The following is a 21,770-nucleotide window of genomic DNA, read 5'->3' as shown; positions in this document are numbered from 1 at the left end:
ATTGATTGAATACCCGTTGTGACAATCGACCTGCTGCAGCTACGTTAGCACGGATATTGCGACGATAAAGCTTGAACAGGTACTTAAGTTGATCTACCTGAATCTGAATGGATGCTGTCCCCAAACAACCCGCAAAAAGCCCGCTCCCCTGCTGGATTGAATACCACCACACGAGAGTCGGTAACCCGCTCAGCCCAACCTCGTTCAAAAATGTAGGCCAGCAACGCAGCCCCCAATGCACCCGCCAAATGATTCCGACGCTCCCCCCAATCCAAACAGGGTCGGCAGAACGACCGTTTTTGACGGGCCAACTGGGCGGTATCGATATTCAACCTACCAAACCAGGACTGCCCTGCTTCAGTCAGACAAGCACCATCCTGTTCCAGGATGACGATCCGTTGCGCCAGCATCCAATCAAATGCTTGTACCGCCAGTTGTCCAGCCAAGTGGTCATAACACACTCGGGCTCTGCGCAAGGCAGGTTCGCGAGGGCTGGAACGCAAGCGCACGGCCCCCGTTCGGAAAGCAACACCCATCAGGGACTCAAGCAGATGCGCCACGTCCTGATTGGCCAAACGGAAATACCGATGCCGCCCTTGCTGATCCACCACAATCAGCCCAGCATCCAGCAGTTTGGCCAAATGCCCGCTGATGGTTTGTTTGGTGACATTGGTCAAGGCGGCGAGTTCAGTTGCCGTCAACGCACGATCTGCCATCAGAGCGGTCAGCACGTCTGCACGGGCATGGTCGCCGATCAGCGCAGCGATTCGGGCGATATGGGGGCCATCTTTCATGGTTCGATCTTAACCGAACCATTTCCCACCGCCTATCGGTTATCGTATTGGCTATCGATCACAAAGGGCACATCATGGCCATCACCTGTTTCATCCGCTATCAAATCGACCCGTTTCAACGCGAAACTTTCAAGGAATATGCCATTAACTGGGGACGCATCATTCCTCGCTGCGGCGGCCACCTCCTGGGCTACTTTCTGCCTCACGAAAGTACCAACGACATTGCCTGGGGCTTGATCTCATTCGACAGTCTGGCCGCCTATGAAGCTTACCGTAAGCGCTTGAAGGCCGACCCAGAGGCACGCGACAACTTTGCATTGGCGCAAACCAAGCGCTTTATTCTGCGAGAAGAACGAAGCTTTGCTGAGAATGTGGCGGGCACAATCGACCTGCCGGCGCCTGATCAGGAGCGCTGACATGATCACCATATTGTTCGAAGTCCTGCCTCACACCGAACGGCAACAGGATTATCTAGACCTCGCCGCCGATCTTCGCCCACAACTGGAACAGGTCGATGGCTTTTTATCGGTGGAACGCTTCACCAGCTTGACCACGCCAGGCAAGATGTTGTCGCTATCGTTCTGGCGGGATGAAGAGTCGGTCAAACAGTGGCGAAACCTGCCGCAACATCGGGCAGCCCAATCCGCGGGCAGGACACATATCTTTGCCAACTATCGGTTACGGGTGGCCAGTGTAATACGGGATTACGGATTGCATGAACGGGAAGCAGCACCAGACGATGCCAAAGTTGTGCATGATGTGGCGGTGTCCTTGCATTCCGGTTCATAGACGGCAGTGACCGCGCTTCGGATCGGCTCCAACACATTGCGAACCGGCGCCGGTCATACAGAAAAGCTCGATCTATTATCCGCATTGAATACCATAGCCAGATCATCAACTGGCGAAAATGGTTGACCGAGGTGATGCCGACACGAGTTCATCCAATGGCCGGTCCCGTAATCATTCCAATCCAGGAAGATGCGGGACACGTACCAATGAATCAAACACCTCGTCAATGGCCGGTTACCGACTCGTCGACGTACCGAAACCTATCTCTTCGTAAAGGCAAAAAATCACGACAGCCCATACTTCTTCACTTTGTCGAACAGCGTCGTTTTGGCTACACCCAAGGCTTCCGCCGCTTTTGACAGATTACCTTCACAGCGTCGCAAGGCATCGCGAATCAAGGCTTTTTCAAACTGCTCCACCGCGTGGGCCAAGCTGACCTGGGACATGGGTTCCGGTACCTCACCCAGTGCCAAACCCAGCCCCAGCACGTAACGCTCGGCCACATTGCGCAGTTCCCGAACATTACCGGGCCAACCATAAGCCAACAGTTGCGAGATATCTGACGGTTGAATGGCAGGCAGGTCGCGCTCAAAACGTTGCGCCGCCAGCAGCAGAAAGTGCTGGAACAGTAAAGGAATATCCTCGCGCCGTTCGCGGAGCGGCGGGAGCTCCAAAATGATCACATTCAGCCGGTAATACAGATCAGCCCGAAAGCGGCCTTCATCGCTCATTTGCTTGAGATCGGCCTTGGTCGCGGCAAGCACACGGATGTCAACCGGCAATAGCGTGTTGGAACCGAGTCGCTCCAGCGTTCGTTCCTGCAACACACGAAGCAGCTTGATCTGCATGGGTAAAGGCATGCTCTCGATTTCATCAAGAAACAATGTACCACCCTGTGCATGTTCAATCTTGCCGATACGGCGCTTGGCTGCGCCGGTGAAAGCACCAGCTTCATGACCAAAGATTTCGCTGTCGATCAGTTGCTCTGGCAGACCGCCACAATTGACCGCGACAAAGTGCTTGCCATGGCGCTGGCTGCTGTCGTGCAGGCAGCGCGCCACCAGCTCCTTACCCGTACCGGTTTCGCCATGAATCAATACATTGGCGCCAGTATTGGCGACTTCGGCAATGAGTTGTCGCAAGCGATCCATCGCCGGCGAATGACCGATGATCTGGTTGGCCAATGCCCCCCGGTTGGCGAGTTGGGTGCGTAAAGACGTTACTTCCAGCGCCAACTGGCGTTGCGCCAGTGCTCGGCGGGCAACGTCGACCAAGCGTTCCGGAGCAAAAGGCTTCTCCAGAAAATCGTAAGCTCCTTCTTTCATCGCCTGCACCGCCAACGCCACGTCGCCATGGCCGGTGATCATGATGACCGGCAGGTTGGCATCCTGCTGTCGAATGTTGGCCAACAGCGCGATGCCATCCTTACCGGGTAAGCGGATATCGGTGATCACCACACCAGGAAAGCCGGGTTCGATCAGTTTCAGCGCAGCCTCCGCACTGCCAGCCTCCATCGTGGGTATGCCTTCCAGGACGAACGCCTGTACGCAGCCCAGTCGTACGACCGGGTCATCTTCTACAATCAGAACGCGCATGATGTCGGTCATCCCAGTGTTTCCTTCGTAGTTTGTGGCAGCGCCAGGGTAAAGCACGCGCCACCATCCGGATGATTATATGCACTGAGCCGGCCACCGAATTCATCCAGAATGCCAATAGACAGCGTCAACCCCAAACCCAATCCCTGTCCAACCGGCTTAGTGGTGAAAAATGGCTCGAACAAACGGGCTTCAACCTCTGGTGCCAATCCTGGTCCATTGTCGCGAACACTGAGCGTAATTTCACCATGCTCAGCCGTACCGGTGATCCAAAGCCTGGGGGAAGACAAATCCACTATGGCATCCAGTGCATTGGCCAGTAAATTGACCAGCACCTGTTCCAATCGGGTTGCGTCACCTTTGACCCAGGCATTGACGGGTAGATGACGCTCAATCGTGATAGGAAGTATCCGTATACGGGTATCCAGCAGAAACAGTGCGTTATCCAGTGCAATATTGACGTCAACAGGCATCATCAGGTTGGGTGATTTGCGGGCAAACGACTTGAGCGCACCAGAGATCTTACCCATACGCTCAACCAGTTGAATGATGGTCTCCAGATTGGATTGCGCAGTAGCCCAATCCCCTCTGGCCAGAAAACGTAACGTATTACCAGATAAGGTGCGCAATGCAGCCAGCGGTTGATTCAATTCATGCGCAATACCAGTGGACATCTGTCCGATCACAGCCAATTTGCCGGCCTGCAACAATTCATCCTGTGCACGGCGCAGTGTGGATTCCGCACGGATACGCTCGGCCACCTCGGCTTGCAGCTGCCGATTGGCAGCAGACAGATCAGAAGTCCGTTCGATGACTTTGCGTTCCAGCTCGGCGTTGGCTTGCTCCAGCGCAACCCGCGCTTTCAATCGTTCAGCCGTGATACGTCGTCGCGTATTCCAGATCACGCTCAGCAGCACCATCAGGGCGGTACCACCACTCACCAGCGCCGCGGTTTTGAGGGCGCCCACCTGTAATGGCCCCGTACCAGACAGCAGGTACAGACGCCACGGCGTACCCGGCAATGCGGCCGTTTGCGCCAGCAACAGTGACCCTTTCTTGATACGAATCAGTTCCGCATCATCAGCAATACTTTGCAAGTGCTCGATCCCCAGACTCGGCAAGGGCGCACGATTGTATTGCAAGGTACGATCAAGATAAGCACGCCGAGCCGGTGGGATTGCAGACATCGTCTGCAGTCGCCATCCCGGCTGCGAGGCCAGAATCACAACGCTGTTTTCATCGGCCAGCAGCACTCCACCATCCAATCCCTGCCAGTTGGCTTCCAACGGCTCCAGGCCGACTTTGACTACCGCCACCCCACTTGGTGACAGGCGATTACCCAACGGTGCGGACAAATAATAGCCCGGTTCACTACGTGTTGTGCCCACGCCGTAAAACCGGCCGGTCTGCCCTTTGATGGCAGCGCGGAAATAAGGCCGATAGCTGAGATCCTCACCCAGATAACTATCTGGTCGCTGCCAATTGCTGGTCGCCAGCACCTTGCCACGTCGGTCGAGAATGTAGATGGCACGGGTAGCAGTGCGCTCATTCAATGCAGACAGATACAGATTGGCTGCCTGCACCGCAGTTGGCCGATCCGGCTCGCTCAACAATTGGGTGATCTTGCTATCCAGCGTCAATACATGCGGTACATAGTCATAACGTGCCAACTCGCTGGAAATCGTCTGACTGAACACACGCAGTTGAATCTGGCTACGTTCCAGCTGCTGCTGATAGGCCAGTGTACGACTGACCTGAAAGCCGATTGCACCAGCGCCAGCAATTACCAGCAGCACGGCCAGTACACGCCAGGTGCGTCGCAAACGGGTCATACCTTGAACCAGATAAGATGGGGAATGATTGATGATACATCGTAAGCGATCAGGCCACACAAGCCCGCCGCCGATTGTTTGAGTAGCAGATACACGCATTCCAAAGAACGCAGGAAGAGGAAAAAAACGGCACGCGTTTGAATGCGTGCCGCAGGACGGCTGTACCAACTCACACAGGGACTACCGGTACAGCTGTGGGGCTGACGACGTAATGCGGCTTAGGCACGTGCGCCCAGTGGGGTTTGGACAGGCAGATCAACGGCCTCAACCGGCTCGACTTCTTCGGCAGCAGCCGGTCCGATCGCACCTTCACTCTTGGCCACTACCGTAGTCGCAATGGCGTTGCCCAGTACATTGGTCACGGTCCGGGCCATATCCATGATGTGATCAATCCCCAGGATCAACAAAATGCCTGCTTCCGGCAAACCGAACATAGGCAGTACCGCGGCAACCACCACCAACGAAGCACGTGGCACACCTGCGATCCCTTTACTGGTTACCAGCAGCACCAACAACATGGTGATTTGCTGAGTCAAGCTCAGTTCAATACCGTAAACCTGTGCAACGAACAGCGCTGCAAACGAGGTATACATGATCGAGCCATCCAGGTTGAAGGAATAACCCAGTGGCAATACAAAGCCTGAGATACGCTCTTTCACACCAAAGCGGGTCAGTTGCTCGATCACCTTGGGGTAGGCAGATTCGCTGCTGGCTGTGGCGAAGCCGATCATCAACGGTGCACGCATGGTTTTGATCAAGCGGAACACGTCGCCACGCAGGAAGAAATAACCACCGGCAATCAAAATCACCCACAGCAATGCCAACGACAGATACAGACTGCCGACCAGCTTGGCATACACCGTCAGTACCGACAGGCCTTGCTTGGTGATGACAGAAGCAATCGCCGCAAACACACCAACCGGCGCGAACAGCATGACATAGTTGGTAACACGCATCATCAGTTCAGCTAGGCCTTCCACTACAGCCAGAACCGGTTTACCAACACCATCCTTGATGGTGCCAAGCGCAAAACCAGTAAACAGCGAGAAGATGACGATCTGCAGGATCTCGTTAGTGGCCATTGCTTCAAAGAAGCTCTTTGGCACCAAGTGGGTAATGAAATCCTTCAGATTGAGCGAGCCGGTCTTCAGGTCGGTTGCGGCATGTGCATCCGGCAACGGCAGGTTCATTCCCATGCCCGGTGTCAGCACATTGGCCATGATCAAGCCCAGAAACAGTGACGCAATGGATGCCGCCATGAACCAAGCCATGGCCTTCAAGCCAACCCGGCCAACGGTCTTACCATCCCCCATACCGGCGATTCCGGCTACCAGAGTCGCAAAAACCAGGGGGCCAATGATCATTTTGATCAAGCGCAGGAAGACATCGGTAAAGATCGAGAAGTAACCAGCAATGGTTTTAGCCGCCTCAGGTGATGGGGCCATGTTATGGGCCAGCGTGCCGACCAGCACGCCAAGCACCATGGCGATACCGATGAGGGTGGGGAGTTTCTTCATGTTCATGAGTTGTCTCTCTGTTCGCAGGGACGACCTGTGGGGGTAGGTCGTCACCTTTTCGAATGAATCGGTTGTTACGGGCCTGATGGAAACCTGGATTTCCATCTGACTTGGGCAGTGCACTGATCACAGCAGTGAAGTAAAGGCCGGCCACCGTCGTGACGTAAGTTCGGGAATATCAGCACGAATACAAGGCAAACTCGCTGCCAATGGCACGATTCCGCCTGCTTTCGCCCTGGGACTTACCCGAACTCAAGCACTGGTAATCAACTGTGTATGGGTTCCGTCTCCAGACACTGCATAGCTGTCAAAGCCTGATGCTGACTGGGTGCTGTTCGACAGGGAATATCCGTCATGTCTCGCTACCGCCTCCAATTGATGATGTCGAATTCTGGTTTTTACCTATTGAAGGGCGTTTATTGCACAGACCATGCCAACTTATCGAAAGGCAAATATAAAGATAAGGCATTGAAAAGTTGTTAGAGTTTTTAACCCACACCCTCAACCCGTTCGAAAAACCGAACAAACATCGTTTGATACGTTCGGCATTCCGATCAATTTTTGAAATCGGATAACAACTGATGCGCATTGAGAAAATGTAGGCGTGATACACGAGGAGCAGAGCAGCACACTAACCCCGAACACCGACTAGCAATAAGTCATGGAACAGGCTCATTGGTCGGTTCCAACGGACGATGCCGTGACGATGTGCTATGGTCTGCGCCCAGTCATCGTCAACCCACGTCACCCATTTAATGCCAATACGATCGATTTTCCTGCTCTGCTGCTTGTTCAGCACATCGGCTACAGCCCAGACACAACGCAACAGCACGTTCGACAGCTGGGTACCCGCTGGCTGGAAATTACATTCGAGTGCCATGGGTGATCTGAATCAGGACGGCAACAGTGATGCGGTACTGGTACTACAAGAGAACAATCCAGCCAAACGCCAGCGAAATGACAACTTTGGCAGCACTGTACTGAATCTGAACCCGCGAAGACTGGTCGTACTTTTCCAGGCCGGCACTGGTTATCAGCAGGTACAACATATCGATGGCTTTCTGCCCAGTGAGCATGATACGGAAACCCCTTGTCTTGAAGACCCGCTGGCAGAGGGTGGCATTGAAATCAAACGAGGCATACTGAACATTGACATGCATTACTGGCTAAGCTGCGGTAGTTGGGAGGTCAACCACAAAACCTTCCGCTTTCGTCATCAGCACAACCGATTCCGGTTAATCGGGCTGGATAGCTGGTCATTCAGGCGTAACTCCGGCGAGCGAGCGGAACGCAGCATCAATTACCTGACTGGCAAAGAGAAACACACCACTGGACTAAATGAGTTTGCAACCTCCAAGCCTGTCGTCACCTGGAAAACGCTGATGGGCAAACAAGACTTTTATCTTGATGCGATGAAAGACTTCTGGCTCAGCTACCACGATGAAGATTGATGAGAACCCGGCCTCAACCATCATGAAATACCATACATATTTCATCGGTATCACAACCCAAACCCCGCTCACCGCCCGGCAAAAACAAATGGAGGTGACGTTCCCATGCAGGACTTACTGACGTTACTCCAAGCCCTGGAAACATCGCTTCATGATCCAACCCTCAAAGGTGATGCAGATTACGTCAGCCGGCTGTTACACCAAGACTTTCTGGAATTTGGCCGATCCGGTACGTCGTATGACAAAGCAAGCATCTGCGCGAGCCTGGCTGCCGAATACCTACCCGTGACTGTATGGGCTCAAGATTTTTCGCTGAAGGTTCTAGGGGGTGAAACGGCTTTGCCGACCTGCCGATCTACACACTTCGCTGCAGACAGCACGCTTGAGCGGCACACATTGCGAAGTTCGATCTGGGTACGGGTTGGTCAGCAATGGCAAGTGATTTTTCACCAAGGCACGGCTACACCGGCTTTTGAAAAATCAACAAACTGATGGCCAGTCCCCGCGTGATCAACCTTGGCTCGGCAGCCGATTTTCGCGATATGAAGGTGCTACCAACATCATCTGCCCAAGTTGATTTTGAACTGTTTGCGATACACCGCAGGCGATACCACGAAGGTACGGGTGAAATGCTGACGCAGCGATACCGTTGAACCAAAGCCCGTCAGTTCAGCAATCCTATCCACCGAATGATCGCTGGTTTCAAGAAGCAATTGTGCTTGGCGCAAGCGCTGGTTAAGTAGCCATTGAACGACCGTAGTGCCGGTCTTCTGCTTGAAGCGGCGGGTGAAGTTGCGGCGGCTCATGGCAGCCTTATCCGCCAGTGAATCCACCGTCAGACTGGTGTGCAGATTGGATACCGCCCAATCCAGTGCGATAGTCAAGGTATCTGCGCCTTCTGTGATGGGTACCGGGTATTCGATGTACTGCGCCTGGCCACCATGGCGGTGCGGCGCCACCACCATGCGTCGGGCAACGCGATTGGCAACGTCTGCACCACAATCCCGCCGCAATAGATGTAGACAACAATCAATCGCTGCTGCTGTGCCAGCAGAAGTCAGAATATGGCCTTCATCCACATACAGCGCCTTGCTATCCAACTTGACCTTGGGATACTTCCGGGCAAAATCACCACACCAAGCCCAATGTGTCGATGCCACCAGGCCATCCAGCAAACCGGCCTCAGCCAACACAAACGCCCCCAGACATAGGCCAACCACCCGACTGCCCTGTGTGTGAGCATCACGCAATGCCTGTAACAACGAATCTGGTGGGGTCACATCAGGATCAGGCCACGCCGGCACAATGACTGTCCCGGCACCCTGTATAGCAGACAAATCGTGGGAGACCTCAATATCAAACCCTGCCAGGGTTGGGATACGGCCCGGCTGCGGTGCACATACTCGCAATTGATAGCGTGGCACCCCCAGTCTGCCCAGATCGTCTCCAAACACCATGCACGGTACCGAAAGATGAAATGGGCTGATGCCAGGGAACACCACCACCGCAATTGTCTGATTGATGTCTGATATCAGCATGGCCCGATCCTATCACTTTTTGTCTTTTGGGACACTTTCAACTGAGGCTCCAACATTCGACAATACGCTCCGTGCATTGGCCATGTCACACCACTTTTAGTTGGATCACGTTCAGGAGCCACACCATGTCACATCCCACCCTTCGCGCCATCCTCGGTGCTACCCCCCCTAACCGTATCGTTTCAGCCCAGACTGCACTGTTGGTAATCGATATCCAGAAGGAGTACTACAGTGGACGTTTGCCAATCCCTGATGGCCACAGTGTGTTACAGCACGCCAACCAACTGATCGATTGGGCCGACGACCACAACCTGCCTGTATTCCAGATTCAACACCTGACACCAGCCGGTTCGCCGATCTTTGCAGAAGACAGTCCGACAGTGAGTTTTCACCCGGCATTGCATGTCAAGCCACATCACACGGTACTGAAAAAGACATCCGTCAGTGTCTTTCCGACCACGGATATCGAAACCCGGCTGAAAAACGCAGGCATACGTACTTTGGTAATTACCGGACTGATGACCCATGCTTGCGTGGCCGGTGCCACCCGTGATGCCAACCTGCTTGGCTATGAGGTGATTGTCGCAAGCGATGCCAGTGCCACACGGAATATCGATATCGAGGATACTCAGCATGTCGCTCATGCAACCTTGCATCAAGCTACACTCGCCACCCTGGCGGATGCATTTGGCGATGTCATGACGACAGCGGCAATCCTCACACTACCCATTGCATGATCACTGATCAATTACGATATTGATTTGCTCAGACAGCAAGAAACCCACCACCAAACATTACATGGGGGTTTCTTGCCCAGTCTGACTGTTCGAACCCGTCTTTGGCTTGCGAACCACAACAAGGAAAATTGCCCTGTCAGATGCGGGTCGTTTAACCGGTGGCATGTCAGCACAGCCACTCACCGGGTAGATAGGGCTCGTGCAATGAAATGCTTGGGCACTTGTGGCTTGGGTACCCGTTCATCGAACCAGCGGCGTACATCCTGATCCAACCCAATGCCATGCATGAAGTTGTACAACGCCTTGTTTAAGGCCACACCCAACCGATCGTGATCCACCCCGGTCGGATCGATGAAACCCACATCGTTTTTGGCAAAGGTAATGTCCGGCAACGGTTGCAAGGTGACGCCATATTCTTGCGGATTCTGGCCCACGGGTGAATGCACGGTACAGACAAAGCGATGGAAAAAGCCTGACTGGATACAGCCGGCCTCGAACATCTGCCGCACATATTCCAATGCATCTACCGTATCCTGTACCGTCTGAGTCGGGAAACCGTACATCAGGTAAGCGTGCACCAGAATGCCGGCTTCGGTGAAGGCACTGGTGACCCGCGCCACCTGATCGACCGAGACGCCTTTTTTCATCAACTGCAGCAAGCGGTCGGATGCCACCTCCAACCCACCAGTGACGGCAATACAGCCACTGTCGGCCAACAATTGACACAGTTCGGGCGTAAACGACTTTTCAAAGCGGATGTTGCCCCACCAGGAAATCGACAGATTGCGCCGCAGCAGCTCTTGCGCCAGCGCCTTCAGGGCTTTGGGCGGGGCAGCTTCATCCACAAAATGGAAACCGGTCTGCCCCGTTTCGGCAATGATGGCTTCGATGCGATCTACCAGCACACTGGCGGACGCGGCTTCATAACGCGAAATGTAGTCCAGCGTCACATCGCAGAAACTGCACTTTTTCCAGTAACAGCCATGCGCCACGGTCAATTTGTTCCAGCGTCCATCCGACCACAACCGATGCATGGGGTTGAGCATGTCCAGCAGCGACAGATAACGATCGATCGGCAACCCGTCCCAGGTTGGCGTACCTATTTCATCAAATGGGATATCTGGCTCTTGCCAGTTGAAATAGCGAACCTGGCCGGTATCCATATCGCGGACAAATGTGCGGACCAGCCGTTGCTGTGAACGTTGCCCCTGCAGGTGTTCCAGCAGCGCCAACAAGGGGCGTTCCCCACTGTCGAGCGTGACATAATCGATATGATCGAACAGGCGAGGTTCGCGTAATTCTCGCAGCTCCGTGTTCACAAACCCGCCACCCAACCCAACTACAATGTCCGGATCGAATCCCTTGATAGACTGTGCAATACGCAACGCAGCATAGACTGCCCCCGGGAAAGGCACCGACAACAGCACCAGCTTTGGCTGATGTCGTTTTATCGCATCCAGCGTCAGCCGATGAAGGGTTGCATCGACCAGATTGTGTGGTGCAGCCAGTGCGGCGGCCAATGGGTCGAAACTGGGTTGGGCCTGCGCCAGCGATTCGGCATAACGCACAAACTCAAAACGTGGGTCGATTGCTTCACGCAGCACATCGGCCACATCATTCATATACAGGGTAGCCAGATGTCGCGCCCGATCCTGCCCACCCAACGCACCAAACGCCCAACCCAGTGGATCCCCTCCTTCCGGGTCATCCGGGTCGACATAGACATCCAGAGAGGCAAAACGCGGCCCTTCTGGCAAGAAATGGCGGCTGCAGATTCGATAGGCCAGGGTACTGTCCCGCCCTTGCAGAAATGCAATCACTGGGGAAATGGTCGCTTCATATCGATCAGCATGTTCCAGGTATTCCGCGACCAGTGGCGTACGCAGATGCGCAGGCATCGTCACAATTACTTCCCGCATTGCCTGCAGTCCACTGCGGGAGAACAATTTCAGCACCAAAGCCAGGGCCAGATCCTCTTGCACTGCATCAAACCCACGTGAGCGGAGAAAACCCGTGAGATAGGCCGTGGATGGATACGGGGTATTGAGCTGTGTCATCGGTGGAATGATGGACAGCACACGAAACGGTGTGGTCTGCATGATGAGTCGGGCCAGATTTGCAAAAACTAAAGTACCAGCCTGTTGGCTGGCAGCGGGTCAACCTGCCATTGTCACACGAAACAAGCCAATCTGCCGAGCAGGATGCTCAAGTGAAAACAAGTGCTTATACTCGAAAAATTTTGTGGCATCGCAACATTCGAATTTGATAATATTAAACTTTTATGACAAAGAAACATTCGGAAGTCTCATGCCCGCAGTAAAACATGCTGTTTTCAAATTATCCCTCGCCGTACTCTGCGGCCTCTCTACTGCCCAAGCCGTTGAAATTCAAGGCACTGGCTCTTCTGCAGCAGCACCGCTCTATGTCAAATGGGCCGGTGCACTGCAAAAAAATGGCCACTCCCTGAAATATGATGCTGCGGGCTCTGAACGTGGCTTGGCTGCGGTCAAAGCCAACCAGAGTCACTTTGGCGCCACCGATGTACTGCCACCTGCCGCCGAATTGAACAAGGCTGGTCTGGTTGCGTTCCCCATTGCCGTGACCGCAGTGGTCCCAGTGATCAACTTGCCAGGGGTCAAGGGTGGCCAACTGAAGTTGAATGGCGATGTTCTGGCACAAATTTTCAGCGGCAAGATCACCGACTGGAATGACCCGGCCATTGCAGCGCTGAACAATGGGGAACGATTGCCCAGCAAATCCATCAAGCTAGTTGTACGTGCAGATGGTTCAGGTACTACTTTTGCGTTGAGCGAATACCTGGCTGCCACCAACAAGGACTGGAAAGCAGGGATGGGAACAGGCTTCAGCCTGAAGTGGCCTGCCGGTGTACAAGCGGTCAAAGGTGGGCAAGCCTTGGCTAGCGCGGTGAAAAACACCGAAGGTGCGATTGGCTATGTCGACTTTGGCCATGTCGCAGACCAATCGCTGGCGGATGTCAAACTCGGCAATGCTGAGGGAAAATTCATCAAAGTCACCCCTGCCGCCATTACTGATGCGGTCATGAACAGCAACTGGGCCAGCAAGGGCGATTTCGACGATAAACTGATCAACAAGACTGGTGCCGGTACGTGGCCGATCGTGACCGGTACCTTTGCCGTGCTGCCCAAAGTGGTCGACAAGGCCGCTGGCAATACAGTTGCAGAGTTGTTTGTCCGTGGCTTCATGTCTGGCGATGCGGCAGTCAGTTCACTAAGCTTGGTCCGCCTGCCTGACCAGATCAAGGGTAAAGCCACCAATGCCATTGCCACCGTACGTGACAAGGCTGGCCAGCCGCTCAGCATTTCCTACTTCTGATCAGAAACAAGCCACGCAAACTGATGGCCAGAACACCAGCGCACCGCTTCCCCTGCTGTGCGCTGCCTGCATTTCACGTTGCGCTGATTTCGGACACGGTCATGCCTGACACCGCACCCGCCAAGCGAGCCAATACCCACAACGCAGCCTGCCCATAGTCACGGCCGCGCAGCCACAGTACGTCTACACTCATCTCAAGCGGCCAGCCCGGCACATTCAGCTCCACCAGATCACCACCACCGAATGTCTCTGCCAACCAACGTGGCAACGTCGCCCAGCCAAATCCATGACGGGCCATTTCCAGTAACAACAGATAACTGGGGGCAGACCAGCAGCGGATACTCTGGCTTTGCAGTGGTGCATCTGAATAAGTACTCAAGCGCAATTCCCGTTCTGTTTGCAGATCTGTCATGCTCAACTGTCGCTTTGGCTGCGCCAAAACATGATGCCGCGCTGCAAACAGCGTCAGCTCAGTACATTCCGGCAATGGACTGTGGCCAATATCTTGAGGATAACTCGGCATAGTGGCAGCAAAACCAAGGTGAGCACGTCCCACTCGCAGCATCTCGATCACATCCGCAGCCTCGCCCACCAGAAACTCCAGCTCCAGATCCGGAAACTGTTGCTCAAACGCTACCAGCAACTGCTCCAGCGTACCCGATTGCACCGTATCGGATACCACCAACGATAATCTCGATTCCACACCCGCAATCAACGAACCAGCCACACGCCTCATTGCATCCTGTGTATTCAACATGGACTGTGCGTAAGGTAATAGTTGCCGGCCAGCTTCCGTCAATATCGGCCTACGACCACCTCGATCAAACAGTGTCACTCCCAATTCGATCTCAAAGTTTGAAATCGTTTCGCTGATTGTGGACTGGCTACGTCCTAGACGACGAGCACAAGCCGAAAACGAACCCAATTCAGCTGCGACAGCAAATGCATGCAATGCCTCGGTCGATATCATCGTCAGAACAGTCAGTTATGAAAGCACATCAGTATATATCGGAAAAACCGATGATTTCTATTTATGAACCATACTATTTTCCGATCACAATACGAGCCATCCCCTCCCATTAGTGCGAAAGGTATTCAGATGACGCCCCAAAAAACTGTGAAGGAACGCATATTGCACAGCGTACTGTTCGAAGTGGGCGGCTTGCTGGTCATTGTGCCGTTGGCTGCTTGGGTACTTGACAAGAAACTCGTCGACGTTGGCGGCTTGGGCATCATGCTGACAACGCTGGCACTCCTGTGGAACATGCTATTCAATGCCGGTTTCGAACACCTGGAACGAGCGATGAATTGGACACGCACGGTTCGTATTCGTGTACTGCATACATTGTTGTTTGAAGGTGGCCTGATACTGGGTGGTGTCCCACTGGCGGCCTGGTGGCTGAACATGAGCCTGATCGGTGCCTTTCTTGTTGATGTGGGCCTATTTTTAGCTTACTTGCCCTACACCTTCTGCTTCAACTGGTTGTATGACCACCTGCGCGACAACCTAGTGGCCCGTCGCCAATGGCAAACTACCTGATATTCTATCCAACCACAGTTGGCTGGTGGCCTACGTCACCAGCAAAACAACAGGCAATTCCCCCTCAGCCCTGCATCCCAACCATTCCTTTTTACCTTGGCAATTCCTGCCTTTTCCACTCAACCAAGGTCACCGCCCTCAGTGCTGATGTCCTCAAAAGAATGCCGATGCCAGTTTCACATCCGCACTGTGTTAAAATAAAAAGCAGCATCGATATTTTCATTTGTGCAGAACCCGAATTCATGAACGCCAAAGATAGCAGCCTACCTAATGAAGGCTATTCGGCTCAATGAATCTAAATATCTGAAAGTCAAAGATACTTACACCGACTTGAAACACGATACCATCGTCAGAAATATCCGGAATATGGATGATGATGAAACTGAATGTCGTGTAGAAAGTATCAAAGGCTGAGTGTTGAGAACCTGCTTTCTGGAAAAAATCCGAGAACGCGCTTAAGACATTGAACAGATTCTGATTAAGGTAAGGTCAATAGTCTCCTGTTTCACAGGATCAGCCAGTAATCGCCAGTGGCATTGCGTCAGGCGCGCAATATTGATACAAGATGACACACTATAAAATGCACGGGATGCGGACCCCGATGTCTTGGTGTCATATCAATTTGTGATAAAAAATAACAACATGGTGTGGCAATACTGAATCGCAATACTCAGTATCTGACCGCAAGGGCGGAAGATGGATTATCAATTAGGACTCGTTGGCACAAAATTATTTGGCAAAGTAGACGAACTGGATCATGAAACTTATGTAGCTTCACTGTTTCATCATTTATTCGGTATTCCGCTGATATTCAAAGGTACCTATCTGGTCGTCGCCGATTACCCGACAGGCTTTGCCGGTACCAAAATCATCATCAGCTGGAAATCCGTCCTGTTCGCTTACTTGCGGACTTTGTTATTTATTCCGGTCATTTTCGGCATCTTGGCCATCATCATTGCATTGATGGACCGATCCTGGGGAACCTTCGGCATCGCCTTGCAAGCGATTGTTCCCGCGTGGCTAGGGTTTATCATCACTTATAAACTGGGTGAAGCCTCCCCTGTTCGTAAGCGCAAGCTGCGAAAGTTGTTGGATGAAATGTTGGGTCATGCACCCGTAAAAATGCAGCCCGACCAGGCCGGTTAAGTCATCTGCACTTGGCAGGTTATCTGGCCTGCCAAGTACTCAGCCATGGATCCTTCGTCAGTCACCAAACGGCCTCAACCATTCATATCCTCGGCCTAGCGGCCAGTTGTAATGATCCGTCTCGTTATGGCAAGACGACTCTGCCCTATTTGCAAGACATTGGTAACTCTGGGTGTTACCGACGAAATCAACACGCCCACAATCACCAGCACCGCACCAGCCAGCTGTGCCGTCGAAACGCGCTGCCCCAAACCCAACCCGATCAACGTCGCGAACACTGGGACAAGGTTCATGAAAATCGCCCCTTTGGCCGCCCCCAATTCACGGATGCTGTCATTCCACCAGATGTAGGACAGGGCTGAGCCAAGTAATCCCATCACCACAATCGCGACCACGACCCCAGCGGGTGGCAAACTGAAAAAATCATCCGCTGTCACTTGTGCAAACAGACTCATTGCCACTGCCCCCATCACAATGGTAGCCGTCGTGATTTGCAAGGGCGCCAAACCTTGAATGAAACGTTTGGGAATGACAGTGTAGATCGCCCACCCCAAACTCGCCAACAACACCAGCGCATCACCTTGAGAAAAATGCAGTGACAATAATGCCTGCAACGAGCCATGACTGACCACAACGGCCACCCCGATCAAGGCAAGCGCGAAGCCAACAATCTGACGTGGCGAGATCCGCTCTCGATTCAGAGTGGCGGATAGTATCGCAGTCATGGCCGGCGCCAATGCCACAATCAAGGCACCGTTGACCGGCGAGGTCTGACGAAGACCATAGAACAGGCTGATATTGAAACCACAGATACCAATCACCGACATCAATATCAGGAAAGGCAGGTTACGCCGCAACCCTTGCCAGTTGATGCCCTCCTGCCAATGCAGAAATGGGATCAATGCAGCGCCTGCGATCAGAAACCGCCAACCGCCAATACTGGCAGGTGACATCCAGGTAACAGTGTACTTGGCCAGATGGAACATCAGCCCCCAGAAGAAGGCCGTCAATACCAGTTTGATCAATATGGATCGATGCATCATGTTGTTGCTCCCATCACGAATGGCAGCAAGTATAATTTTTCAAATACAGAAAACTAATAGCAAACACAGGAAAATTATTTTCTATATATGAAAAATACGAATTCACTGGATTGGAACGATCTCAAGTATTTCCTAGCCGTGGCACGCGGCAATGGGCTGACCGCTGCAGCAGAACGACTAGGCAGCAGCGCATCAACAGTTTCCCGCCACATCAATGCGATGGAGGCAAAGCTCGGCATGCGTCTTTTTTTACGGCAGCAAAGTGGTTATCAGTTGACTGATCAAGGCAGCTCACTGTTTATCCATGTTGCCGAAGTAGAACGGGCAATGCAGGCCGTCGAGCGACAAAGCGGCCTGACGGCCAAGGAAGAAGCCGTTGGCCTGGTCAGGCTGGCTACGTCCGAGATGCTTGCCAGTGCCTTGATCGCTCCTCATCTTGGTGAATTTGTTCAGCGCCATCCAAAGGTGCAAATTGAGCTGATTGCCAGCCGTACGCTGGCCGACCTGACCAAACGTGAAGCCGATCTGGCCCTGCGCATTGCCGCACCCAACGGTGACAGCCACCATCCCGACTATATCGCCCACCACCTCGGCGGTATGACCTTCGGGTTGTATTGCGCACCTATGCTACTAGAGCAAGCTGCCAACGGTGACTGGCATACCTTGCCATTCATCAGCTGGGATGAATCCTGGATGCACGATCCACGAGGTCAATGGCTAAACAGGATCTTTTCCGGCAAAACACCCATTTTGCAGGCCAATAGCATGCAAGCTCAGTATGCTGCCGCCTGCACTGGCCTGGGCGTGGTGATACTGCCACGTTACATGGGTGATTCAGCCCCCTCGCTCCAGCGGCTTGATGCGCCGGATATCCAGATGGAGCGTGCTTTATGGCTGGTTTATCATCGGGATCTGAAGGGAAGCCAACGGGTATTGGCAATGCGGGATTTTGTAATGGCCTTGGTCAAAAGACTGGTGTACTGATACCCACCTCACTCGAACTGATGGTCAGCGAAAACTTCCACACCATAACCATCACCAAGCATTGGCAGATGCATAGACATTCGTTAAGGTGTTTTTAAGTTAATCCATGGCAAAAACTACTGAAGAGCCCATCTGGCCAAAAGCGAATCATGTTGGCTTATCGCAGCGGTACCAATACGTCCTTTGCATATGTTATCAACCGCTGACTCAGCCGTGCCAATAACGGCGTTTCCCACTGCCAACGATGCCAATACAAGGTAATCAACATCGGTTTATCCGGGGCAAGATTGATCAACCGCCCCGAATCAAAATGTGGATCAGCCTGTACGTCCACAACCATGCCCCAGCCAATCCCAGCCAGAATACCACCGACAAAGCCAACATTGGTCGGAAAGCCATGTTGCGGGTAATCATTGGCCTTTAAACCAAAGTGGCGGGCGAGGAAGTCAGCTTGCAGTGTATCCTTGCGGTTGAAGTTCATCACCGGAGCCCGGCGCATTGTGTCGGCGGTCATGCCATCCGACAGGTGTCGGGTAACAAACGCTGGGGAAGCCACACTCCAGTAGCGCATCTGCCCCAGGCAATCGACTTTGCAGCCTTGCATGGGGATTGGCGAAGTACTGATACACCCCACGACATCGCCGTTTTTCAATAGTTGATGCGTATGGTCCTGATCGTCCACTGTCAACTCCAGTAACAGTCGTTCCTGTTCGAGGACTGGGGCAACGGCATCGATCAGCCAGGTATCCAGGCTGTCAGCATTGGTGGCGATGGCGAGCCTCGCGTAGTCACTATCATCACCGGGACGAATTGCCTGTAACAATTCCCGCTCCATCAGCCTGACAGCCTCACCATGTTGCAATAAGCGGCGCCCTGCCTGCGTCAGTTGCGGTGGTGTACTCCTCACCAGCAATGGCTGCCCGATCCGTTCCTCCAACAATTTGATACGCTGTGAAATGGCAGATTGCGTCAGATGCAATTGCCGTGCCGCAGCCTCGAAACCCTCGTAACGCACAACGCCAGACAAGGCATCCAATAATTTGTAATCAATCTTCACATTTGCCCTCCTAATAATTTTTTTTAATATTACAGAAGAAATATCACTTTCTCTAATAGCAACAAGGTTTGTTAGGATGGCTCATCACTTGAATATGCAGGGAATTGGATATGCTGGCAACATGGTTACAGGGCTTATTGATGGGCGCCAGCCTGATCATGGTATTGGGCGCACAGAATGCTTTTGTACTAACACAAGGACTGCAAGGCCGCCACCGAATGCCCTTGGCGTTGACTTGCTCACTATGCGACGCGCTATTGATCATGATTGGCGTAGCCGGCATGGGCGCCTTGTTTGCCAATAGCCCGACCTTGTTGGCATGGGCGACATGGGCCGGTGCCGCTTTCCTGATCGCCTATGGTGCACGATCTCTACTCAGTGCCTTGCGCCCAGCGACACCTGGCGAGTTGGCAACACGTGACGCGGAGGTCGGCATTACCCGTCTGGTGCTAACTACTCTAGCGTTCTCACTGCTCAATCCACACGTGTATCTGGATACCGTGGTGCTATTGGGAAGTCTGGGGAGTCAACATGGGGATCTAGGCCGCTGGTGGTTTGGTGCCGGTGCGGCAACCGCATCATTTGTGTGGTTCTTCAGCCTGAGTTATGGTGCCAAGCTGCTGTTACCGCTGTTTCAAAAACCGATCAGCTGGCGGATTCTAGATGGATTGAACTGTCTGGTAATGTGGGGAATTGCAGCATCGTTGATTCAAAAGGCACTGGTTGCATGACCCGGTAAGAGGGCAAAGCTTGTCAGTGAAAACCGGTACATCATTGCATGTACCGGTCGTTGCCTGCGTTCCAACAGGTGTTGGTCGATTACCAGAATCGCTTGTTGATCAGCAGAAAATGAAGAAACGTCCCCACAAAGATGGCGGCGCCAATCCAATTGTTGTCGAGAAAAGCCCTGAAACAGCGCTCCGGGATACGATCCTTGATGAGATGGTATTGATAACCAACCAGCATCAAAGCCACACCCAGGCAGCTGTAATACACCCAGCTCATTTGCAGCAGGTAGCCGATGTAGGTCATGCTGGCCAGAAACAGGATATGGCACAGCATGATGGCTGCAACATCGAAACGGCCAAAAGTAATGGCAGAAGTCTTGATACCGATCTTCAAATCATCTTCACGATCCACCATCGCATAGGCTGTGTCATAGGCAATGGTCCAAAATACATTGGCCAACACCAGCATCCAGGCAATCAATGGCACCCGCTCCTGCGCGGCAGCAAACGCCATTGGAATACCAAAACTGAACGCCACCCCCAGATAGGCCTGTGGTATAGCCAAGAACCGCTTAGTGAAAGGATAACTGGCCGCCAGCAACACCGCGGGCACCGACATCCATTTGGTCAGGCTGTTCAATGGCAAAATCAGCAAGAAAGCACAAATCGCCAATCCACCCGCCAGCAGCAGCGCTTCTTTGGTAGTCACCCGTCGGGCCGCCAATGGGCGCTGTTGGGTACGCGCCACATGCGGGTCAAAATCGCGATCGGCATAATCATTGATCACGCAACCGGCCGAACGCATCAGCACGGTGCCAAACGTAAAGATCCAGATCAATGTCCAGCCGGGAATGCCATAGGCAGCAATCCACAAACCCCACAATGTGGGCCATAACAGCAGCAAAATACCGATTGGCTTATCCAGCCGCATCAGCTGTTCATAGTCATCCAGGCGTTGCTTCAACGCATTCCAGGTCATTTTGGCAGTTCCAATACCGCTGGCAGGAATACCTCCGTCACCAGCATCGGCGAATGTTTCAATAAAAATACCGAACGGCGCGCCCACAAGCGGGGTGGTACATTCGGAAACAATTGTTGTACCCGCCGATACAGCGGGTGCCGCCGATCAATACACTGATAATGCAGCGGCTGCCTTGCCACCAAAGGATTGGCAAACAGCACCGAACCCAGCGATCGATTGCCTAGCTTGGCCAGAAAGCGCCAGGTCAGTCGCAAATGGCGCGGGCAGACCACACTATGGCCGAATACGGCGGGCTGGTCATTACAGCGTAGCACCACTTCCCGCACCAGCCCTTTACGACGAACGTCAAGCTTCACCAGCCGGGCTTCATCACGGTTCACATGTTTCAGCCGCTGATCAATCACTTCGACCTGAAAATGGCGGCTACGCAACACCAGCCGTGTTGTCAGCGAGCCACGCTCGGTCAACCAGGGCCGAAGTCGATGGGGATGGGAAGGAGCCAGCGATAACCAGGGGTCGTGCGGATAGCGTGTTTTCAAAGTCAAACTCAGTTGGTGCGAATCGGTTGCCTGGGTATTCAGCCATGTACACATCTCACGGCACCCACATGGAGTTTGATGATTTCCAACCCAACTCAACCGTCCACAAAGGCTGGTTGGGCAAGGTAGCCCAACAGCCAACAA

General features: G+C 53.2%; 23 protein-coding genes. 11 read left to right on the top strand and 12 right to left on the bottom strand.

Going from position 1 to position 21,770, the window contains the following annotated elements; all coding sequences use genetic code 11:
- Positions 1 to 83 precede the first annotated feature (83 nt).
- Positions 84 to 794 (bottom strand): ArsR/SmtB family transcription factor, encoded by a 711-nt coding sequence (locus tag FFS57_RS01220; protein ID WP_137935910.1) that lies wholly within the window; start codon positions 792 to 794, stop codon positions 84 to 86.
- A 74-nt stretch (positions 795 to 868) separates the two neighbouring features.
- Here FFS57_RS01220 and FFS57_RS01215 point away from each other — a divergent pair, with 74 nt between their 5' ends.
- On the top strand, positions 869 to 1,210 hold the full coding sequence (locus tag FFS57_RS01215; RefSeq protein WP_137935909.1) for an NIPSNAP family protein: 342 nt from the start codon (positions 869 to 871) through the stop codon (positions 1,208 to 1,210).
- Position 1,211: 1 nt separating this feature from the next.
- Positions 1,212 to 1,583, top strand: coding sequence for an antibiotic biosynthesis monooxygenase family protein (locus tag FFS57_RS01210; RefSeq protein WP_137935908.1), 372 nt, complete (start codon positions 1,212 to 1,214; stop codon positions 1,581 to 1,583).
- 284 nt (positions 1,584 to 1,867) lie between these two features.
- Here the strand turns inward: FFS57_RS01210 and FFS57_RS01205 are convergent, their stop codons facing one another.
- From FFS57_RS01205 to FFS57_RS25085, 4 genes are all read right to left on the bottom strand, one after another.
- Positions 1,868 to 3,190: a sigma-54-dependent transcriptional regulator gene (locus FFS57_RS01205; protein WP_137935907.1), complete on the bottom strand. Its 1,323-nt coding sequence runs from the start codon at positions 3,188 to 3,190 to the stop codon at positions 1,868 to 1,870.
- Positions 3,187 to 5,010 carry a sensor histidine kinase gene (locus FFS57_RS01200; protein WP_137935906.1) on the bottom strand — a complete coding sequence of 608 codons (1,824 nt, stop codon included), beginning with the start codon at positions 5,008 to 5,010 and terminating at the stop codon, positions 3,187 to 3,189. The genes FFS57_RS01205 and FFS57_RS01200 overlap by 4 nt, the downstream gene beginning before the upstream one ends.
- Before the next feature lie 218 nt (positions 5,011 to 5,228).
- A complete protein-coding gene (locus FFS57_RS01195; RefSeq protein ID WP_137935905.1) occupies positions 5,229 to 6,533 on the bottom strand; it encodes a dicarboxylate/amino acid:cation symporter in 1,305 nt (434 codons plus the stop codon).
- A gap of 625 nt (positions 6,534 to 7,158) precedes the next feature.
- Complete coding sequence (locus FFS57_RS25085) at positions 7,159 to 7,407, bottom strand: hypothetical protein (protein ID WP_171013453.1); 249 nt, start codon at positions 7,405 to 7,407, stop codon at positions 7,159 to 7,161.
- Here FFS57_RS25085 and FFS57_RS01190 point away from each other — a divergent pair.
- Positions 7,406 to 7,978 carry a hypothetical protein gene (locus FFS57_RS01190; protein ID WP_249383836.1) on the top strand — a complete coding sequence of 191 codons (573 nt, stop codon included), beginning with the start codon at positions 7,406 to 7,408 and terminating at the stop codon, positions 7,976 to 7,978. The genes FFS57_RS25085 and FFS57_RS01190 overlap by 2 nt on opposite strands.
- Before the next feature lie 105 nt (positions 7,979 to 8,083).
- The gene (locus tag FFS57_RS01185) at positions 8,084 to 8,470 is read left to right on the top strand and encodes a nuclear transport factor 2 family protein (RefSeq protein WP_137935904.1); all 387 of its coding nucleotides are present in this window, start codon (positions 8,084 to 8,086) and stop codon (positions 8,468 to 8,470) included.
- A 68-nt stretch (positions 8,471 to 8,538) separates the two neighbouring features.
- Here the strand turns inward: FFS57_RS01185 and FFS57_RS01180 are convergent, their stop codons facing one another.
- The gene (locus FFS57_RS01180) at positions 8,539 to 9,516 is read right to left on the bottom strand and encodes a GlxA family transcriptional regulator (RefSeq protein ID WP_137935903.1); all 978 of its coding nucleotides are present in this window, start codon (positions 9,514 to 9,516) and stop codon (positions 8,539 to 8,541) included.
- A 125-nt stretch (positions 9,517 to 9,641) separates the two neighbouring features.
- Between FFS57_RS01180 and FFS57_RS01175 the strand changes: the two genes are divergently transcribed.
- Positions 9,642 to 10,253: a cysteine hydrolase family protein gene (locus FFS57_RS01175; RefSeq protein WP_137935902.1), complete on the top strand. Its 612-nt coding sequence runs from the start codon at positions 9,642 to 9,644 to the stop codon at positions 10,251 to 10,253.
- 179 nt (positions 10,254 to 10,432) lie between these two features.
- Here FFS57_RS01175 and FFS57_RS01170 read toward each other — a convergent pair whose 3' ends face one another.
- Positions 10,433 to 12,352, bottom strand: coding sequence for a B12-binding domain-containing radical SAM protein (locus tag FFS57_RS01170; protein ID WP_137935901.1), 1,920 nt, complete (start codon positions 12,350 to 12,352; stop codon positions 10,433 to 10,435).
- A 208-nt stretch (positions 12,353 to 12,560) separates the two neighbouring features.
- On the opposite strand from FFS57_RS01170, the gene pstS reads away from it, so the two are divergent.
- Positions 12,561 to 13,607: a phosphate ABC transporter substrate-binding protein PstS gene (pstS, locus tag FFS57_RS01165; RefSeq protein WP_171013488.1), complete on the top strand. Its 1,047-nt coding sequence runs from the start codon at positions 12,561 to 12,563 to the stop codon at positions 13,605 to 13,607.
- 73 nt (positions 13,608 to 13,680) lie between these two features.
- On the opposite strand, the gene FFS57_RS01160 is transcribed toward pstS, so the two are convergent.
- Positions 13,681 to 14,577, bottom strand: coding sequence for a LysR family transcriptional regulator (locus tag FFS57_RS01160; protein ID WP_137935899.1), 897 nt, complete (start codon positions 14,575 to 14,577; stop codon positions 13,681 to 13,683).
- A gap of 129 nt (positions 14,578 to 14,706) precedes the next feature.
- Between FFS57_RS01160 and FFS57_RS01155 the strand changes: the two genes are divergently transcribed.
- From FFS57_RS01155 to FFS57_RS01145, 3 genes are all read left to right on the top strand, one after another.
- On the top strand, positions 14,707 to 15,147 hold the full coding sequence (locus FFS57_RS01155) for a multidrug/biocide efflux PACE transporter (protein WP_137935898.1): 441 nt from the start codon (positions 14,707 to 14,709) through the stop codon (positions 15,145 to 15,147).
- Positions 15,132 to 15,440 carry a hypothetical protein gene (locus FFS57_RS01150; RefSeq protein WP_137935897.1) on the top strand — a complete coding sequence of 103 codons (309 nt, stop codon included), beginning with the start codon at positions 15,132 to 15,134 and terminating at the stop codon, positions 15,438 to 15,440. The genes FFS57_RS01155 and FFS57_RS01150 overlap by 16 nt, the downstream gene beginning before the upstream one ends.
- Before the next feature lie 403 nt (positions 15,441 to 15,843).
- On the top strand, positions 15,844 to 16,293 hold the full coding sequence (locus FFS57_RS01145) for a hypothetical protein (protein WP_137935896.1): 450 nt from the start codon (positions 15,844 to 15,846) through the stop codon (positions 16,291 to 16,293).
- 95 nt (positions 16,294 to 16,388) lie between these two features.
- On the opposite strand, the gene FFS57_RS01140 is transcribed toward FFS57_RS01145, so the two are convergent.
- A complete protein-coding gene (locus tag FFS57_RS01140) occupies positions 16,389 to 17,336 on the bottom strand; it encodes a DMT family transporter (protein WP_137935895.1) in 948 nt (315 codons plus the stop codon).
- Between the two features lie 87 nt (positions 17,337 to 17,423).
- Here FFS57_RS01140 and FFS57_RS01135 point away from each other — a divergent pair, with 87 nt between their 5' ends.
- The gene (locus FFS57_RS01135) at positions 17,424 to 18,320 is read left to right on the top strand and encodes a LysR family transcriptional regulator (RefSeq protein WP_137935894.1); all 897 of its coding nucleotides are present in this window, start codon (positions 17,424 to 17,426) and stop codon (positions 18,318 to 18,320) included.
- Between the two features lie 157 nt (positions 18,321 to 18,477).
- On the opposite strand, the gene FFS57_RS01130 is transcribed toward FFS57_RS01135, so the two are convergent.
- Positions 18,478 to 19,377, bottom strand: coding sequence for a LysR family transcriptional regulator ArgP (locus FFS57_RS01130; RefSeq protein ID WP_171013486.1), 900 nt, complete (start codon positions 19,375 to 19,377; stop codon positions 18,478 to 18,480).
- Between the two features lie 110 nt (positions 19,378 to 19,487).
- Here FFS57_RS01130 and FFS57_RS01125 point away from each other — a divergent pair, with 110 nt between their 5' ends.
- Positions 19,488 to 20,108: a LysE/ArgO family amino acid transporter gene (locus FFS57_RS01125; protein WP_137935892.1), complete on the top strand. Its 621-nt coding sequence runs from the start codon at positions 19,488 to 19,490 to the stop codon at positions 20,106 to 20,108.
- Between the two features lie 88 nt (positions 20,109 to 20,196).
- Here the strand turns inward: FFS57_RS01125 and ubiA are convergent, their stop codons facing one another.
- The gene (gene ubiA / locus FFS57_RS01120; protein WP_137935891.1) at positions 20,197 to 21,084 is read right to left on the bottom strand and encodes a 4-hydroxybenzoate octaprenyltransferase; all 888 of its coding nucleotides are present in this window, start codon (positions 21,082 to 21,084) and stop codon (positions 20,197 to 20,199) included.
- Positions 21,081 to 21,680 carry a chorismate--pyruvate lyase family protein gene (locus FFS57_RS01115; RefSeq protein ID WP_171013484.1) on the bottom strand — a complete coding sequence of 200 codons (600 nt, stop codon included), beginning with the start codon at positions 21,678 to 21,680 and terminating at the stop codon, positions 21,081 to 21,083. The genes ubiA and FFS57_RS01115 overlap by 4 nt, the downstream gene beginning before the upstream one ends.
- Positions 21,681 to 21,770: the final 90 nt, after the last annotated feature.

This window comes from Chitinivorax sp. B, assembly GCF_005503445.1.
Lineage (GTDB): Bacteria > Pseudomonadota > Gammaproteobacteria > Burkholderiales > SCOH01 > Chitinivorax.
This window is presented reverse-complemented; position numbering and strand designations above follow the sequence as displayed.

Bases quoted from the DNA above. Each gene is read 5' to 3' on its own strand.
- FFS57_RS01220 (WP_137935910.1), bottom strand. From the start codon at position 794: ATGAAAGATGGCCCCCATATCGCCCGAATCGCTGCGCTGATCGGCGAC.
- FFS57_RS01215 (WP_137935909.1), top strand. From the start codon at position 869: ATGGCCATCACCTGTTTCATCCGCTATCAAATCGACCCGTTTCAACGC.
- FFS57_RS01210 (WP_137935908.1), top strand. From the start codon at position 1,212: ATGATCACCATATTGTTCGAAGTCCTGCCTCACACCGAACGGCAACAG.
- FFS57_RS01205 (WP_137935907.1), bottom strand. From the start codon at position 3,190: ATGACCGACATCATGCGCGTTCTGATTGTAGAAGATGACCCGGTCGTA.
- FFS57_RS01200 (WP_137935906.1), bottom strand. From the start codon at position 5,010: ATGACCCGTTTGCGACGCACCTGGCGTGTACTGGCCGTGCTGCTGGTA.
- FFS57_RS01195 (WP_137935905.1), bottom strand. From the start codon at position 6,533: ATGAACATGAAGAAACTCCCCACCCTCATCGGTATCGCCATGGTGCTT.
- FFS57_RS01190 (WP_249383836.1), top strand. From the start codon at position 7,406: ATGGGTGATCTGAATCAGGACGGCAACAGTGATGCGGTACTGGTACTA.
- FFS57_RS25085 (WP_171013453.1), bottom strand. From the start codon at position 7,407: ATGGCACTCGAATGTAATTTCCAGCCAGCGGGTACCCAGCTGTCGAAC.
- FFS57_RS01185 (WP_137935904.1), top strand. From the start codon at position 8,084: ATGCAGGACTTACTGACGTTACTCCAAGCCCTGGAAACATCGCTTCAT.
- FFS57_RS01180 (WP_137935903.1), bottom strand. From the start codon at position 9,516: ATGCTGATATCAGACATCAATCAGACAATTGCGGTGGTGGTGTTCCCT.
- FFS57_RS01175 (WP_137935902.1), top strand. From the start codon at position 9,642: ATGTCACATCCCACCCTTCGCGCCATCCTCGGTGCTACCCCCCCTAAC.
- FFS57_RS01170 (WP_137935901.1), bottom strand. From the start codon at position 12,352: ATGCAGACCACACCGTTTCGTGTGCTGTCCATCATTCCACCGATGACA.
- pstS (WP_171013488.1), top strand. From the start codon at position 12,561: ATGCCCGCAGTAAAACATGCTGTTTTCAAATTATCCCTCGCCGTACTC.
- FFS57_RS01160 (WP_137935899.1), bottom strand. From the start codon at position 14,577: ATGATATCGACCGAGGCATTGCATGCATTTGCTGTCGCAGCTGAATTG.
- FFS57_RS01155 (WP_137935898.1), top strand. From the start codon at position 14,707: ATGACGCCCCAAAAAACTGTGAAGGAACGCATATTGCACAGCGTACTG.
- FFS57_RS01150 (WP_137935897.1), top strand. From the start codon at position 15,132: ATGGCAAACTACCTGATATTCTATCCAACCACAGTTGGCTGGTGGCCT.
- FFS57_RS01145 (WP_137935896.1), top strand. From the start codon at position 15,844: ATGGATTATCAATTAGGACTCGTTGGCACAAAATTATTTGGCAAAGTA.
- FFS57_RS01140 (WP_137935895.1), bottom strand. From the start codon at position 17,336: ATGATGCATCGATCCATATTGATCAAACTGGTATTGACGGCCTTCTTC.
- FFS57_RS01135 (WP_137935894.1), top strand. From the start codon at position 17,424: ATGAAAAATACGAATTCACTGGATTGGAACGATCTCAAGTATTTCCTA.
- FFS57_RS01125 (WP_137935892.1), top strand. From the start codon at position 19,488: ATGCTGGCAACATGGTTACAGGGCTTATTGATGGGCGCCAGCCTGATC.
- ubiA (WP_137935891.1), bottom strand. From the start codon at position 21,084: ATGACCTGGAATGCGTTGAAGCAACGCCTGGATGACTATGAACAGCTG.
- FFS57_RS01115 (WP_171013484.1), bottom strand. From the start codon at position 21,680: ATGTGTACATGGCTGAATACCCAGGCAACCGATTCGCACCAACTGAGT.